12 protein-coding genes and 1 pseudogene are annotated in these 16,346 nt (G+C 38.3%); 8 read left to right on the top strand and 5 right to left on the bottom strand.

What is annotated here, in order from left to right; all coding sequences use genetic code 11:
- Window positions 1-239: 239 nt before the first annotated feature.
- The 4 genes from truA (at window position 240) to IGM04_RS12110 (ending at window position 5,559) form a co-directional block, all read left to right on the top strand.
- The gene (gene truA, locus IGM04_RS12125) at window positions 240-980 is read left to right on the top strand and encodes a tRNA pseudouridine(38-40) synthase TruA (protein WP_002365313.1); all 741 of its coding nucleotides are present in this window, start codon (window positions 240-242) and stop codon (window positions 978-980) included.
- A gap of 102 nt (window positions 981-1,082) precedes the next feature.
- Window positions 1,083-1,466 carry a potassium channel family protein gene (locus IGM04_RS12120; RefSeq protein WP_002355036.1) on the top strand — a complete coding sequence of 128 codons (384 nt, stop codon included), beginning with the start codon at window positions 1,083-1,085 and terminating at the stop codon, window positions 1,464-1,466.
- Window positions 1,467-1,594: 128 nt separating this feature from the next.
- Entirely contained in the window at window positions 1,595-2,857 is a 1,263-nt protein-coding gene (sstT, locus tag IGM04_RS12115; RefSeq protein WP_033596909.1) for a serine/threonine transporter SstT, read from the top strand.
- A gap of 149 nt (window positions 2,858-3,006) precedes the next feature.
- Complete coding sequence (locus IGM04_RS12110) at window positions 3,007-5,559, top strand: cation-transporting P-type ATPase (RefSeq protein ID WP_086318166.1); 2,553 nt, start codon at window positions 3,007-3,009, stop codon at window positions 5,557-5,559.
- A 5-nt stretch (window positions 5,560-5,564) separates the two neighbouring features.
- On the opposite strand, the gene IGM04_RS12105 is transcribed toward IGM04_RS12110, so the two are convergent.
- From IGM04_RS12105 to IGM04_RS12085, 5 genes are all read right to left on the bottom strand, one after another.
- Entirely contained in the window at window positions 5,565-7,004 is a 1,440-nt protein-coding gene (locus IGM04_RS12105) for a helix-turn-helix domain-containing protein (RefSeq protein WP_002419572.1), read from the bottom strand.
- Between the two features lie 99 nt (window positions 7,005-7,103).
- Window positions 7,104-8,285, bottom strand: coding sequence for a hypothetical protein (locus IGM04_RS12100; RefSeq protein ID WP_002381125.1), 1,182 nt, complete (start codon window positions 8,283-8,285; stop codon window positions 7,104-7,106).
- 43 nt (window positions 8,286-8,328) lie between these two features.
- Window positions 8,329-9,753, bottom strand: a complete 1,425-nt coding sequence (locus IGM04_RS12095) for a DUF1116 domain-containing protein (RefSeq protein WP_002355045.1) — start codon at window positions 9,751-9,753, stop codon at window positions 8,329-8,331.
- Window positions 9,740-11,299, bottom strand: a complete 1,560-nt coding sequence (gene fdrA / locus IGM04_RS12090) for an acyl-CoA synthetase FdrA (RefSeq protein ID WP_002378781.1) — start codon at window positions 11,297-11,299, stop codon at window positions 9,740-9,742. The genes IGM04_RS12095 and fdrA overlap by 14 nt, the downstream gene beginning before the upstream one ends.
- Window positions 11,277-12,143, bottom strand: coding sequence for a DUF2877 domain-containing protein (locus IGM04_RS12085; RefSeq protein WP_086318167.1), 867 nt, complete (start codon window positions 12,141-12,143; stop codon window positions 11,277-11,279). Before IGM04_RS12085 ends, fdrA begins: the two co-directional genes overlap by 23 nt.
- A gap of 127 nt (window positions 12,144-12,270) precedes the next feature.
- Here IGM04_RS12085 and IGM04_RS12080 point away from each other — a divergent pair.
- From IGM04_RS12080 to IGM04_RS12065, 4 genes and pseudogenes are all read left to right on the top strand, one after another.
- Window positions 12,271-13,942, top strand: a pseudogene (locus tag IGM04_RS12080) (PucR family transcriptional regulator).
- A 33-nt stretch (window positions 13,943-13,975) separates the two neighbouring features.
- Window positions 13,976-14,881, top strand: coding sequence for an EcsC family protein (locus IGM04_RS12075; protein WP_077932814.1), 906 nt, complete (start codon window positions 13,976-13,978; stop codon window positions 14,879-14,881).
- Window positions 14,882-15,140: 259 nt separating this feature from the next.
- Window positions 15,141-15,743, top strand: a complete 603-nt coding sequence (locus tag IGM04_RS12070; protein WP_086318168.1) for a DUF1819 family protein — start codon at window positions 15,141-15,143, stop codon at window positions 15,741-15,743.
- A 3-nt stretch (window positions 15,744-15,746) separates the two neighbouring features.
- A complete protein-coding gene (locus tag IGM04_RS12065; RefSeq protein ID WP_061100911.1) occupies window positions 15,747-16,337 on the top strand; it encodes a DUF1788 domain-containing protein in 591 nt (196 codons plus the stop codon).
- Window positions 16,338-16,346 lie beyond the last annotated feature (9 nt).

Genomic DNA, 16,346 nt, shown 5'->3' with positions numbered 1-16,346 from the left:
TCGGGACAGAAGTGTTTAACTCCGAGAAATAAGAAGGAATTTTCGAAAATTGTTCTTTAATTTTTGGAGAATTTCGGCTTATTTCCGAAGGAGTTGCTTTTGTTCCCGCCGTTTATCAATTTTTAAGCCTGGAACAAAAATCCAAAGTGATTTTTGTCCCAGGCTCTCTTGGAAAAAAAGAAAAATCCACTTATTTCTGCTATGATAAGAGAGAAAAAGAATACGAAGGAGCTTCGCCCATGCGCAACATAAAATTAACCATTGAATATGATGGTAAAAGATACTCAGGTTGGCAACGACTAGGCAATTCAGAGAAAACGATTCAAGGGAAAATTGAAAGTATTTTAAAACAAATGACGGGTGAACCGATTGAAATTATTGGCTCAGGCAGAACGGATGCCGGCACACATGCACGTGGTCAAGTAGCGAATTTTAAAACGACTAGTTCACTAACAACAACCGAAATGTTATCCTTTTTAAATCGATATTTACCTGGCGATATTGTTGTTAAAGAAGTTACAGAAATGCCTGAACGTTTTCATGCACGTTATAACGCCACAGGCAAACAATACAGCTACTATGTTTGGAATAGCCCAATTCCTAATGCCTTTGAACGGTATCATAGTTTTCACTTTCCCAAAGCGTTGGATCAAGAAAAAATGGAACAAGCTTGCCAAAAATTAATAGGGACCCATGATTTTATTGGTTTTTCAGCATTGAAAAAAACCAAAAAATCGACTACTCGAACGATTGAAAAGATTACGATTGAAAGAAACGGCGAAATGTTACAGTTCACTTTTGTGGGTAATGGTTTCTTGCATAAAATGGTCCGCATCCTCGTTGGGACACTTTTAGAAATTGGTGCAGGCACCAAAGAATTAGCGATAATTGACGAATTATTCGCAACAAAAGTCCGAGAAGGCGCAGGTGAAACGGCTCCTGCACAAGGGTTGTTTTTAGATGAAGTGTATTATAAATAACAAAAAAATAAATTTTCTTTAACCACACCAATTAAAAAGTTGAACTTTATCTAAAAAGTGCTAACGTTAAGAAGAGATTAACAATAGAAAGAGGTCATTTTTTTGCTATCTTTACTTATTTCTGTCAAAAAATTATTTTCATCTTTTTTAGGTATCTTAAAAAAAGAAGACACTCGTGCCTTGTTCTTTTTACTGGCAACCACGTTGTTGAGTGGGACTATTTTTTATTCAACAGTGGAAAAATTGTCGCCATTAGATTCGTTATATTTAAGTTTCATGACGTTAACCACGATTGGTTATGGAGATGTGCATCCAGTTACTGACTTGGGAAAAATTTTCACCATGGTTTATGCTACAGTAGGCTTGGGGATTATGGCTATGTTTATTTCGGTCGTAGCAAAATCCTACTTGTATTCTAAACAAAGTCATCACCACCATCACCATAAAAACAAAGAACATTCAGCGGAAAAGTCTTCAGAAAAATAGACGAAATTGATGAGTTGACCAAGTGTTTCTCGAAAAATGAAAGTTTTTTGAGAAACACTCTTTTTTTATCTTAATAATTATGGTAGTATGTCCCAAACTGTATTTTATTTTAAAGGAGCGTGAAGTGAATGGTCAAAGCGATTCGGAAATTATCGTTAATTCAAAAAATCATGATAGGGATTGTGATTGGAACCACCTTGGGTTTCTTGGTGCCAGAATGGACCTTCATCAGCGTTCTTGGTGAATTGTTTGTGGGCGCCTTAAAAGCAATTGCGCCGATTTTAGTTTTTGTCTTAATTATTGCGTCGCTAGCCCAACAAAAGGCTGGGGCGAAAACATATGTTGGATCAATTTTAGTTGTGTATCTGTTAGCGACATTTTTGGCAGCTGTTGTTGCCGTGACGGCAAGCTATCTGTTTCCCGTTAAGATTGTCTTGGAGGCGGCGCAGGAAGCGCAAGCAGCCCCAACGCAACTTAGTGATGTTTTAAGCAATGTGTTAACAAGCGTTGTCCAAAATCCGATTCAAGCGATGATTGAAGGCAATTATTTATCTGTTTTATTTTGGTCCTCATTAATCGGTATTGGGTTACGTCAAAGTTCGGTCGCTACCAAGGATGTGATTGCCAATCTTTCAACAGGGATTACCACGGTCGTTCAAATGATTATCGGCATTGCGCCAATTGGAATTCTAGGTTTGGTGTTTCATTCGGTGGCAACAACAGGCATTGTAGGGTTAGCCAAGTATGGTCAGTTACTATTATTGTTAATTGGTACGATGGCCGTGGTTGCTTTAGTCGTTTATCCAGCGATTGTTTTTTGGAATATTCGGCAAAATCCGTATCCGTTAGTCTTTTTTGTATTAAAGGAAAGTGCGATTCCCGCATTCTTTACACGCAGTTCTGCGGCCAATATTCCCATTAATATGGAATTGGCGAAAGCAATGGATTTAAATGAAGAATCTTATGCGGTCTCTATTCCACTAGGCGCAACGATTAATATGGGCGGCGCAGCCATTACGATTACTATTATGACATTGGCGGCAGTCCACACATTAGGCATGTCCGTACCAATCTATTTAGCATTATTGTTGAGCATCATCGCCGCTGTTTCTGCTTGTGGGGCTTCAGGAATTGCTGGTGGCTCCTTGTTGTTAATTCCGCTTGCATGTAGTTTGTTTGGCATTTCCAATGATATTGCCATGCAAGTCGTCGGCGTTGGCTTTATCGTCGGCGTAGTCCAAGATTCCATTGAAACAGCGTTGAACTCTTCTAGTGACTTGTTGTTTACCACCTCAGTTGAGTTAGCAGACCGACGTAAAAATGGTGAAAGTATTGATGTTAAAGCGTTAATTGGCAAAAGTCAATTGGTGGTCGAACAAGAAAATATTTAAAAGAAAGGAACAACCCGCTAAAATGCGGGTTGTTCCTTTCTTTAATAATCTCGGCCCCATTTTTTTCAGGGGCCACTGAAATTATCGACCATTTTGTGAAGAAAATCCTCTCTATAATAAAGGTATCAAGTAAACAGGAGGTACACGAAATGAAATGGTATCAACTTTCCTCAACAAAAGTAATCGAGCAGACTAAGACGAAGCAAACGGGTCTTTCTAGCGAAGAACGTCAGCAACGTTTACAAACGAATGGTCCAAATAAAATTGAAGAAAAACAACAACTGAAAACGTGGCAAAAGCTAGCCAAACATTTTACAGATTTACTAATGGTGGTCTTACTCGCTGCCGCAATTCTAAAATTTGCCACAGGCGAAGTGGTCGAAGGAAGTATCATTTTTCTAGTGGTACTTGTCAATGGCTTTGTCGGTTATTGGCAAGAGCGTAAAGCAGAAGAATCATTAGACGGCCTGAAACAGATGATGGGCCAAGAGGCAGTCGTTCTAATTGATGGACAAAAAACAACCGTTTCTTCTGAAACATTGGTTCTGGGAGATGTAGTCACGTTACAAGCTGGCGATGTAGTCCCAGCAGATTTGCGCTTATTTGATGTTCATAATCTGATGATTGAAGAATCAATTTTGACAGGCGAATCAGAAGCCGTGGAGAAAATTACCGGTTCCTTGAATGAAGAATTGCCAACAGGCGATCAAAAGAATTTGGCTTTTTCAGGAACTCTTGTCCAAGCGGGCTCAGCCTTAGGCGTTGTAGTAGAAACAGGAGATTCCACTGAAGTTGGAAAAATTAATCACGCGTTGCAGTCAGTAGATCAAAAAACAACGCCGCTCGTGCGGAAAATGCACCAATTAAACAAGCAAATTTTCCAAGGGATTATGGTCTTGATCGTGTTTCTGATTTTCTTTACCACTTTTCGTCATGGCATGGAATGGAGCCTCTTATTTTCTGCGATGATTGCATTAATTGTAGCAATGATTCCAGAAGGCTTACCTGCTGTGTTAACGATGATTTTATCGATGGGTGTTCATGAGATGGCTAGAGAAAATGCGATTATTAAAGGCATGCCTTCCGTTGAAACATTAGGTTCAATGACAGTTATCTGTTCAGACAAAACAGGAACGCTAACTAAAAATGAAATGACGGTAATGGATGTAGTGACTGAAGAAATGACCATTGTCAAAGAGATTATGGCCAACTGTCAAGAATTGAAATTACAAGACCAACAAAAAATCGCCGACTTACAAGGGAATCCTACCGAGTTAGCTTTACTACAATATGTTGATCAGGATCAACTGTCTTTACGCCCTGTAGAAAAGAAAATTCCGTTTAGTTCAAGTTATAAATACATGGCCACTCGCCATCCGCAAGCAGAAGGTTCAATTATTTATGTCAAAGGTGCGCCAGAAGTATTGTTACAACTTTCTATGTTATCTGATAATCAAAAAGGTGCTTGGCAAGCACAAGCTGCGCAATTAGCGCAAAAAGGACAACGGGTATTAGGTTTCGCTTATAAGACAGTTACGTCACAACAGGAACTGACACATGAAACATTGTCAGGATTGACGTTTGCTGGACTGGCAGGCATCATCGATCCGCCAAAAGAAAGTGCCATTCAAGCCGTCAAAGAATCTCAAGAAGCAGGTATTTCCGTCAAAATGATTACCGGAGACCATAAAGATACAGCGCAAGCCATTGGCGAGCAAGTTGGTTTAAAGCATACGAAAAAAGTTCTTGAAGGATTAGAAATTGATGCTATGTCAGATGAAGAATTAGCCCAGCACGTTCAAAAAGTCGATGTATTTGCACGAACAACGCCAGAACATAAATTACGAATTGTCACGGCGTTACAAAACAATGGTGAAATTGTCGGGATGACCGGTGATGGCGTGAACGATGCGCCAGCACTAAAGAAAGCTGATGTCGGAATTGCCATGGGAATTAAAGGAAGTGAAGTAACCAAACAAGCCGCAGATATGGTTTTGGCAGATGATAATTTCCATACGATTGCTAAAGCTGTGAAAGAAGGACGCCGCATTTTTGATAACTTGAAAAAGACGATTACCTTCTTCTTGCCAACCTCTTTAGCACAAGGCTTAATTGTTGTCTGGGCGCTTTTAATGAATCATCCTCTCCCGTTGACACCTGTCCAGATATTATGGGTAAACATGGTAACTACGATTACTTTGTCTTATGCATTAGGTTTTGAAAAAGCGAGTGCTGATACCATGAAACGACCACCAAGAGATGTCAACGAAGGCATTTTAACAAAGTACAGTATTTTTAGAATCATCTATGTGTCGGTACTCATTATGGTACCAGGTTACCTCATGGCGTTACAATTTGAGGGCCAAGCCTTACAGCAAACGTTCCTCTTACAAAGTATCGTCTTAGCGCAAGCAGCGTATATGATCAACTGTCGTAAGTTGGTTGATCCGTCGTTAAGCACAGGATTTTTCCAAAATAAAGTGTTGTTTGCTTCATTAGGAATCCTCTTTTTACTACAAGCGCTAGTAGTTTACTGGCCAGTAGCGCAGCAATTAATTGGCACAACTTCTTTAAATGGCCTTCAATTAGCAATGATTTTCGTCCATGTTGTGAGTCTGTTTTTCCTTGTTGAAGGGGAAAAATATATAACCAAACGATTCATGACGAAAGAAAGCCAAAAAACTAGCGAATGTCCTCGCTAGTTCCTTTAAAAATAAGAATGAAGAGTGAGCTCTGCTAGTCGGCGGAGTTCATTTTTTGTTGGAATTAAAGAGAGATAAAAGACAGGAAGATCAAGATGATCCAAGGGGAAATTGGAAATAATTATGTCGGCTTCATTTAACGTCAACTGGCTTAGTTCCACATATTCAATAGCTTGTAATTTCACACGAGTACCTAAATAAGCAGCTAATTCTTGTTGTAAAAAAGCTTTCCAAGCAGGTTCCCCTTGAAAGAGGAAATAGGCAGTCATCGTTTGCGCCTGAATGGAATAAATGGCTTGTTTTTCTAACAAAGAAGCCAAACTAAGAAAATAAGTTGGTTCTTCAATCGTGGTGTAGCGAGATAAAATCTCCAAAAGTTCTTGGTTGCTCTTTGATAACGCAAGGTCCTCTGCGGCTTGTTCGGTCATTAATTCTTGATATTCCAATTGAAATTGCTCAGAAAGTGTTGGGGACTCGGTATATTTAATGAATAACAATAACAGATTATCCAATAAATTTGTTTGGATTAAATCAGGCCGGGCTTCTTCAGTGGACAAATTAGTGACAAACTGCTGTAACGACTTTCGCAGCTGACTGTAATGAGTGTGGAGCGCAGAAGCCAACGTTTCGCCATAGACATTATCGTAATTCCAGCTTTCTAAGAAACAAAAGAAGGCAAAAAAACTTTCTTCTCCTTGCAAATAGATGCCTTCAGAAGCATAAAGTTTTGCTAAGGACGGTTGATAAAGTTGAAACAAGACATCTTTTGAGTCAAAAGAAAATTGACTCACTCGGCAATTGGCTTTGTTGCGAATCGTGTTAATGAAAAACCAACAAGCACCAAAAATTTCTTCCGTTTCCACCGTCAACTCACTACTGTAAACTTGTTTCAAAAATTGAAAATAATGCTCCTCATGAATAGAATAATCGTCAAAAAAATAATTATTATGAGTAAAAGGCACCAACAAACGATGATAAAAAATCCGAATATTGCTTTCTGCCCCGATTAGCTGAATGGTCGTCGTTGTTAGTTGAATCGTTAAATGAAAATCACGTAAGGCCTGATTCATTTTTTTGATATGTCGCTTCAAAGTTTCATAAGAAACACCACTAGTGCTCAAAAAAGAAGTTGTTACTAACTCTTTCGTAAATAGTAGCTCTTTTAATAGTTGAATACTAATGGATTGAGGTAAAAATAATGACCAAAGCTCATTGGTTTGCGCATTCCCCTGATTACGTAACCGAATACCACTGCTATCGGTTTCAATGGACCAGTCGGCGGGTAATTGACTGCGAATATACTGTAAATCCGAAAAAACGGTTCGCTCTGTCGTCTGGATTTGCGTGGCTAAACGCTTGGCTGTCAGCTGAGGAACATTTAACAACTGTTCCAACAAACGAATTTGCCGAAGCAAATCTTTTTCCGTTATCACACGTTTTAACATGGAGTACATGGCAAAACCTCCTTTTGCTTAAGAATACGGATAAAAAGGGGATTGGTCAATTAAAAAAGAAGCGAATCGTCATTCGCTTCTTTTTATTCACTATACAAAAATATCAAATGTATGCAAAACGGCTGACAATAAAATGGTTACAACAGCCATTCCTGATACAAAGCCGACAGCACCAGGAACAAACGGAGGTAATCGTTTAGCAATATAGCTACCGACAGGGGCCGCACTGATTCCTGCTAAAACGGCGATGGTCAGGGAAAGCCAAAAGCCACCACCCATCATTAAAATCACACCAGGAACAATACTGACCAGTGGCATAAATGTTGGATACCAACCTTCTTCAGCGAAATGTTTTCGATAAAGAAAAACACCCACAGCCGAAGCAATCATTTGTCCCATTAAAATGTCAGGAACCAAGCCAGAACCATTTGTAATATGATTAATATTGACAAACCAATCTGCTAAAACGCCTAGAATTACCAAACCTCCAACTAACTCATTTCCATAAAACCAAGCTTCGGAGAAGTCAGCAAAAGTGCGTCGTATTGACCATTGAAAGGTTTGCGTATTTTCAATTTTAGGTTGTTTTTGCCGCTTCTGAGCGATTGGTGCAACAGAAGGAACCATCCAAGGAAGTTGATGACAGATGGCTGAAACAATCCAGCCAACAAAAGCCATTGTGGTAACGTTGGAAACTGTCCCAGGTACATTTAAAAGGGGCATCAATTGCGCATTCAGCCAATTGGCAAACGGAAAGGTGAAAAGCGCACTCAACAGAGAAATCGTTCCTAATTTTTTCCAGCCAGGACCATAAACGAGCGTTAAAGCTGGCGGCGTGCCGACCACCACAATAAATGTTGGTAACCACAACACTTCTTTTGTAAAAAAGCGTGTAAAATCAAAAACATAAATAGTTAAAAAGAGGGAAAGTAGCTGAGAAGCAAGTACCCAAGGCCAAGCACCAGAGCCACCAGCAATTGCAAATCCCTGCCATTTTGAATTTTTCCGATAAAGTTGCCAAGCAATCAGACCGCCGATTAGTAAGAAAAGCGTTGTAAAAAGTCCACCGTAAAATTCCCCTTCCGTGAAGTTCATAACAAAATAGATAAATTTGTAAAATCCCTGCTGATTCACTTTGGTAACTACGTCATTGTAAGGAAAAAAGTTAGACACATGTCGAAAGCCATTCATGATCCAATACAGGAACATTCCCAAAAAAATTTTTACAACAAGAGCTAAAACGGCTTCGTAATTGATCGATTTATTTTTCATATGATCGCTCCAAAAAAAATGACATTTTACTAAGTTTTTGAAATTAGTTTATTTTAGCTACTAAAGCTTTTAGTGCCTCGTTAAAGACATTTGCTGGCGGATTAGTCAATCCAGCGCCAATCATACCAATCCCCGGTTCTTTATGAGCAATAGCAGTATTAATGACAGGCAGCATCCCTGTTTCTAAGACTTTTAAGACATCGATGCCTGAAGGAATCCCCATAAAATCTAAAACAGGAATCGTGACATTGGGATTTTCTTTCGTAGTAATTTCCAGCATTTCTTTTGAATAATTCAATGCTTCTGCCACTGTTCCGCCAACTAATGGGACAATTGCTGGTGCAGCTGCCATGGCAAATCCGCCAACACCATACGTTTCTGTAATAGCACTATCGCCCATATCCAAACCAGCATCTTCTTGTGTGTAACCAGCAAACATCGGACCAATCACCCGTTGGGCAGGCCCCGTAAACCAGTGATTTCCACCAATCCCACTGACACGAATTCCAAATTCGACCCCGTTGCGACACATGGTGGTGACAATTGTACTATTCTCCACATTATGCCCAGCATCTAACGCACATTTAGCGGCACCCATCCAAGTCGGACCAGAAAAATAGTCAGAACTGCCAAGAAATTCAAATACTTCTTTTAATTGTTCACGAGAAAAATCAGTTTGAACCATGTAAGGCGTTAATGCTTGGACTAACAACGTACTTCCAGCTACATTGCGATTATGACACTCATCGCCCATATGCAAGGCTTGCGAAAGCATTAAGCGTAAATCAATGCCTTCTGGACAAAAAGTCATGGCATCATGAAGTAATGGACCTAAAACATCGCGCATCCAAATCAGACGATCCACGACGGATTGATCATTTGCACCAAATCGTAAAACTTTCGCCAATTGTTCACTTAAATTAGTAAAAGCCGTGTTGCCGTACGTTTCATTTTTGATAATATGAACGTACATATTCGGAGAAGTCACGCCAGCCATAGAACCAACGGCATCATGTTCATGACAAGGAGAAAACGTAATCGCGCCAGAACGAGCAACCCGATCGGCATCAGCTAGATCTTTTGCTAATCCTTCAAAAACAAGCGCTCCTTGAACGGCACCTTTCATCGGTCCGCACATATTTTCATAAGTAATGGGTGGCCCAGCATGTAAAATGGTCGTTTCAGTCATATCGGGCATGACATTAATTGCTTTATCAAATCCTACTAAAATAGGTTTTGATTGAATAATGCGGGTAACCGCTTCTTCGTTGGCTTGTTGGATTTTTTCATAAAGTGTTGGATTTTTTAATTGATCCAATAATTTTAATAGCTCTGGGTCACCATTGGCTGGCGGTGCCCAATTTACTTGATGTGAAGGAATCCCTTGTTTTTTCATATCTTCATGAATAAAGTCAATGCCTACATTGATCGTATCTAAAGGCTGTTTAAAAAGATCATTTCTGCTCATGTTCGTTCGCTCCTTTTACAAAAGTTTTGGTGGCTTCGCAAAGTTGATGACTGCTGTCGACAACGAGAACCTCTAAATCTTCTAAAATTTTCCGCTGTTCATGAATATCTTGTGGATCTTCTTCGGTCCCTAAAACATAGCCAATAATGGCTAACTCACGACCATCTGCTTTCGCTATTGCTTTGGCTTCCTTTAACGCCTCCGCTAACACGCCAACGGGATTTTCGTGAGAACCATAACCTAATTCAAAATCTAACGCTAAAACTGCCACTTCAGGATCTTTGGCTTCTTGAAGAATGCGAGTAATCCGAGAAGTCGGATCGATCATTGGATGTGGGCGGCCTTCTGTGAAACGATCATCACCGAAATCAATCAATGTATGTGCTTGGCTGTGGTCAGGATTTGCTAATTGTCGTTCAGGAATTTTATGAATATTACTATAAACATCATCAGAGACTTCTGTTAAAGCATATAAAAGTTCATCACAAAGAGTGCCACCACAGAACAACCCACGAACAAATTTTTGAGAAGGGGCTTGTTGCTGTTGGATGGCTGTTAACGTTGCGCCTGTCGGATTTTGATAGAGGCTGGTTTCCGCTTCCTGTGTTTGACTAAATTGAATCACTTTTTGAACTGCATCCAGAGAAGAAGTAGCAAAAGTGACGTTGTCTATTTTTCGTTCCGTTTGTTCACTGCCGATAAAATAAATAACAACTGGTTTAGTTGAAACAGCTAATTTTTTTAAAATTTTCTCTGTTACTTCTGGAGCAGGCGGTTTAGAAATAAGCAAAATTGCCTTAGTTTGTTCGTCAGCCATTAAAGCATCCAGCCCGTCAAGCATCATCAGCCCACCAATTTCAGCAGACAAATCACGGCCGCCAGTACCAATTAATTGTGAAATCCCATAACCATATTTATGGATTTGGACACTAACTTCTTGGCTACCTGTACCAGAAGCGCCGACAATTCCAATATCTCCTGAACGTACCTCGTTAGCAAAACATAACCCGACGCCATTAATAATCGCTGTTCCACAATCAGGGCCCATCACAAACAGTTCTTTTTCGTGTGCTTTTTGTTTTAACGCTAATTCCTCGTCAACCGTCACGTTATCACTAAAGAGCATGACGTGTTTTTGCTGATCTAAAGCTTTATGCGCTTCTCGTGCGGCAAATTTTCCATTGACAGAAATTACAACTAAGTTGGCATCAGGCTCTTCATGAAGGGCTGAATCTAACGTCTTATAGGTTACTTCAGAAGAAGCGGTTTTCTTTTTCTTCGTAAATAACTCGTCGACTTGCTGTAAAATTTCTTCTGAGTTCGCTTGGTCATCAAGATCTAAAACAATTAATAAATCGCCCGTTGTAACATGATCCAAGGCGGGTGTATATAAACCAACATTCCGAATCACTTCAAGATTCATGTCGGTTCCCATCCCAATCATTGCGGTTTTAACTCCAGCCAGTTCATTGGCTCGTGTTGAAATGGTCATTAAAGTAACTGAATCAAAATAGGCGTTCTCTTTAATTACTGTTTGAATTGTCATGATTATTCTCCTCACAAAATAGTTTTAAACCAAAAATAATGCCGCAAAGTATGTCGCTTCCTGAAGTTGAGCCCACCTCCTCTAAAGCTGAAACCGCTTGAGCCATTTCGTTTGTATTTCCACTTTCAATTGATAAAAAAACACGCTGAACTAGCTGAGAAAATCGTTCGTTCACTGCTTCATGGATTTCCGCATAACTGACCGCATTCGTTCGTTCCTTGGCTAGCACAGCCAGCTGTTGGAAATTCGAGGGAAGTTGCTGTAATGCAGAAAAACTAGCAAGTAATCCTGTGATAAAATCATCGCCAGTGGGAGTTAAACCAATCCCCAATCCCAAAATCTTCGTTAAACAATCAAGAGCTATTTTAAAAGATTTTTGCTCCCAAGCCTGTTGAAAATGAATCATTTCTTTTTGAATCTGGGTCCGACTATAAGAATCAAAAAGAAAGCTTGACGGCGAAGCAGGAAAAAGCGCTTGCCAAGGATTGAAACGAGTTTGCTGAATATACGTTAAAAAAATAGCTATCTTTGTTTTACTGGGTGTTAAATAAAGTGGCGTTGGTTGCCAAATTTGGGCATCGGCTAGGGTTAATTGTCGTCGGCCTAACCGGATAAACAGGGGCTCAATTTGGACAGGTAAATCAGCGAAATGGCTAAGTTTTTTTTCATCGAGTATAATCGTGTTAGGTGCTATATGTTCGGGATGCGTTGAAATGGTCAAGAGAATTTCTTGGGTGTCTACATGACCATAATTAATAGCGTGCGTAAAACATTGCAAACTAGTCAATGTTTGATGAGGGAGTTTCGATAAAATCGTTTGGTCATAAGCTAAAATTTTTGTCATTCCAACGACCTCCTTTTTAATAGCGCTTTCAAGACTTCATAATAAAAGAATCCAGCACGCTAAACAATTGCTAAAAATGACATTGATTTACAAGTTTGAATGGACAATTTGTACATTGGGAGGATAAATGATGTTAAAAGTGAGTGATTTATTAACGTTAGAAGAATTGCCTGGCATTACCTTAGTAGCAGGACATAAAAATCAGGACCAACCGATTTTAAAAATCAATATTTTAGAAAATCCTGATATTTTAGATTGGCTAACAGTAGGTGAGCTACTGTTAACGACAGGGTACATATTTAAAGATGATCGGAAATTACAGAAAAATTTTTTGAAAGAACTAGCCAAACACCATTGTGCTGCCTTAGGATTTAAAACCCAACGTTATTTTGAAGAAGTTCCACCAGACCTAATCAAACTAGCAAATGAAATGAATGTACCTATTAGCAATTCCTTACAACTACACCTTTTCGCAAATTGCTGACGTGTTGAAAAGTCGTGTCACGTTAGAACAATTTGACATGAATGCGCAAGAAACCGCATTGCATAATAAAATTTATCAAATCTTAGAAACGGGAAGTAGCAGTTTTCATTTGCTGCAGGATCTAGCAGAAACCATTCAAAATCCTGTCTTGTTATTGAATGACCACTTTGAAGGAGTTAATTTTTTTGACTTGCCTAAAAACCCAATTCGTATTTCTAGCATTTTAGAAGATAGACAAGAAACCTCAGAGTTCCAAAAACAATTGCTGGAACAAAGTCATCCATTACTACGCTTTTATCAAGAACCGATTCATTTACAGTTGAAACTCCAGAACCAAGTGGTGCCAATTGAAATTTATCCAATTAAAAAGAAAAATGTTATTTTATATTATTTACTCGTCTGGAACACCTTGGCCCCATTACGACCAGTCGACGTGGCTCATTTTAAAATCACAGCTCATTACTTACTTTTACAATTGCAATTGGAATACTCACGGAAATTTGAAGAATACCAACAACGAAACGAATTATTTTTTAAGCTGATTGCGCATGAAAAGAGGGATCAAGCTGTTTTCCAACAATTTCAACAGTATTATCGCTTGACAATAGATAAGCCCTATGCGATTTTGCTAATTTCATTAACCTTAAATGAACGCCAAAGGCAAGAAAGAATGTCTATTTTAGGTAACCAGTTAAACCAAGTTATCTTAGGGGACAAACAAAAAATTGTTTGTATTGAAATTGACAGTTCCTTTGTCTTATTAGTTGAAGATCCACCTGAAAAAGAAGGCGATTATCTGAAAATGATGCAACGCCTAGCGCAAAGTAGCATAAATCAGTTAATGAAAGTACAAGAAGATGTGGAACTTTTCCTAACAATAGGACCTAAGATTCAAGGTCTGACCCAGATTCATGAATCTTATCAACAAGCGATTGACATTTTAGCCTTTCAACGTCAATTCGTTGCAGAAGAACCTGAAATGAGGATTGCTTCCTACGCGAATTTTCATTTTAGACAGACACTACAACGTTATTTTTTAGAAGAAGGACAAGCAACCCTCAGAAAAAAATATCTTCAACCATTGCAGAAAAGTGATCAACAGCAACATACCGACTTTGTCCATACACTGAATGTCTATTTTCAATCAAAACGAAACTTGTCTCAAACAGCCAAAAAGCTCTTTATTCATCGTAATACTTTGTTACAACGATTGGAGAAAATTGAACAGCTAGTGCTGTTGGATTTTGATAAGGAAGTGGACTTGTTGGCGCTGGAAGTGGCGTTGTTTTTGAAAGATAAAAGGAGTACACTGTAAGAGAATTTATGCGTAAAAATAGGAGGCCTACAGTTGGAAGAAGAAGTATTAGCGTTGAAAGTAGTGAATGAGTCGTTAAAATTACCTGGTGTCAAAGTGAATCGAAATGCTTTTTTGAAAAAAATGTTTCAAGATAAAGTGGACAATGTACAAGAATTATTTGATGATGGACCAGAAAAAGTCTTATCAAAAAAAGAACTAGACCGAGCTGCTCAAAAATGTATTAACCAAGCAGTTATGCAGTCGAGCGCAATTTCATTTGCGACAGGAATTCCAGGTGGTCTGGCTATGGCAGCTACCATTCCCGCAGATATTGCGCAATTCTATGGCTATTCTTTGAAATTAGCGCAAGAAATTTCTTATATTTATGGCTACCATGATTTATGGAACAATCAAGATGAATTGACAGAAGAAGCCAAAAATACACTGATTTTATACTTGGGAATCATGTTAGGGGTAACGTCAGCTGGTTCGGTCGTTCGGATTTTGTCTAAACGTTTATCTATCCAAGCTGTAAAGAAAATCCCACAGAAGGCGCTAATGAAAACTTTCTATTATCCAATATTGAAAAAAATATTAGCTATTTTTGGGACGAAATTAACAAAAGCAACTTTTGCGAAAGGTGTTTCTAAAGCAATTCCCGTTTTAGGCGGCGTTGTTTCCGGCGGCATTAATTATGCCTCTATGAAACCAATGGCTATGAGGTTAAAGGATGAATTAAGTAAAAACATAGGCTATACTCAAGAAGATGCAGAAAAAGATTTAGAAATTTTAGAAGCCGATTTTGAAGTTATTTCAGAACAACCTGAAACAGAAACAACCAAACATGCGGACGATATTTTTAGTAAATTAGAGCGAGCACATGCCTTATTTGAGAAAAAGATTTTGACAGAAGCCGAATATATAAAGCTAAAAGAAACGATTATACAAGAAGGATAATTTAATCAATAAAAAATGGAATCTTTTCAATAAAGATTCCATTTTTTATTGAAAAAGTTGGGGTAATTCATTACACTTACACTGAGGTACTGTGTAAGTTCAAAATTTCTATCTTTGGGAGTTAGACTTCATAAAAGTAATAGTTAGTTTTGAAAGAGGACAACATCTTGAAATCAGAAGTGAAGTAAAGATATTTAGCTCTACAGATAATCTCAGACAATAGAGATATCTGTAAACGTTACTAAAGGAGTAGAACAAGATGTCGAAAAAAATATATAGTGCAGGATTAGTCTCACAGCGATTCTGGTTTTATGAAATTAAAGAATATATAGAAATGCTCAATGAAGGTAAAACACATCAAGAAATAAAAAAATTAAGTGAAGAAATCAATATTTTTGGCGCTGCTAGTAGCAGTCGATCAAACGAAACATACAATGCTGCTAAGCGACGTATAAATGTATTAGGGAAAGAAATGCAAGAATTATTTCCTAATTTAAATATAGATAACCAAAAGATTGTTGTGCTAATTTCAGTTTTATTATTGAATGATTTGATTCTGGAATTTATGTTAGAAGTTTATCAAGCTCAAATACAAAAGGGCATCTTAAAATTAACAACAACGGATTATAAACAGTTTTTCTCGGAGAAGCAAAGAACGAATGAAATAGTTGCTAGTTGGCAACCTTATACGTATAGTCGTTTAGGTAGTGCTTATAGGAACTATCTTCTTGAGTCAGGATTAATTCGTGAAGATAAAGGGATAGAAATTATTACGCCAAAAATGGTGGATTCAAGAGTGTTATCGTGGTTAAAAGCTATCAATCGATTAGATATTGCTAAAGCGATAACGGGAGGAATTTGACAAATGAAAAAGAAAACAATAGAAGAGCGCTTTGATGTCCTGGAGCGGTTGCTAAAGTCGGATGATTTCCTAACAAATCGTGGATTAGGTAACGAGATTGGTTACTACATTTTCGATTATAGCCCTAAAAATGAGTTACTAGTCCGAGAATATATTAATCATTTAGAAGCAAAAAATTATCCAGCGAATGATGGCTACACACTCCAAGTATTCAATCTCTATGAAATTATGATGGAATTACTGGAATCGAAAAGATATATCGATATTATCGCGCAATGGGAGAAAAAACATGGAATTATGTTTGTAGCAACACGTATTAACCGTCTATTGAAAATGGAAGAATTTGATGATGCTGAAATGTATTTTACTGATTATATTAGACAACGAGTGAAAGATAATTCAGTAGTTATTTTAACTGGAATTGGTGAAATTTATCCACTAGTAAGGGCCCATTCTGTTTTAAACAAAATGCACCTTGTTTATACAAAACGTCCAGTTATCATGATGTACCCTGGCGAGTATGATCGATTACGCTTAACAATACTAGATACAAATCGTGATGCTAATTATTATAGAGCTTTCAGAATTGATTAGGAGAGTTGA

Source organism: Enterococcus sp. DIV2385, assembly GCF_051711925.1.
In the GTDB taxonomy this organism is placed as follows: Bacteria; Bacillota; Bacilli; order Lactobacillales; family Enterococcaceae; genus Enterococcus; species Enterococcus faecalis.
Note: the sequence above shows the minus strand (reverse complement) of the source record. Positions and strands in the feature narration are given on the sequence as shown.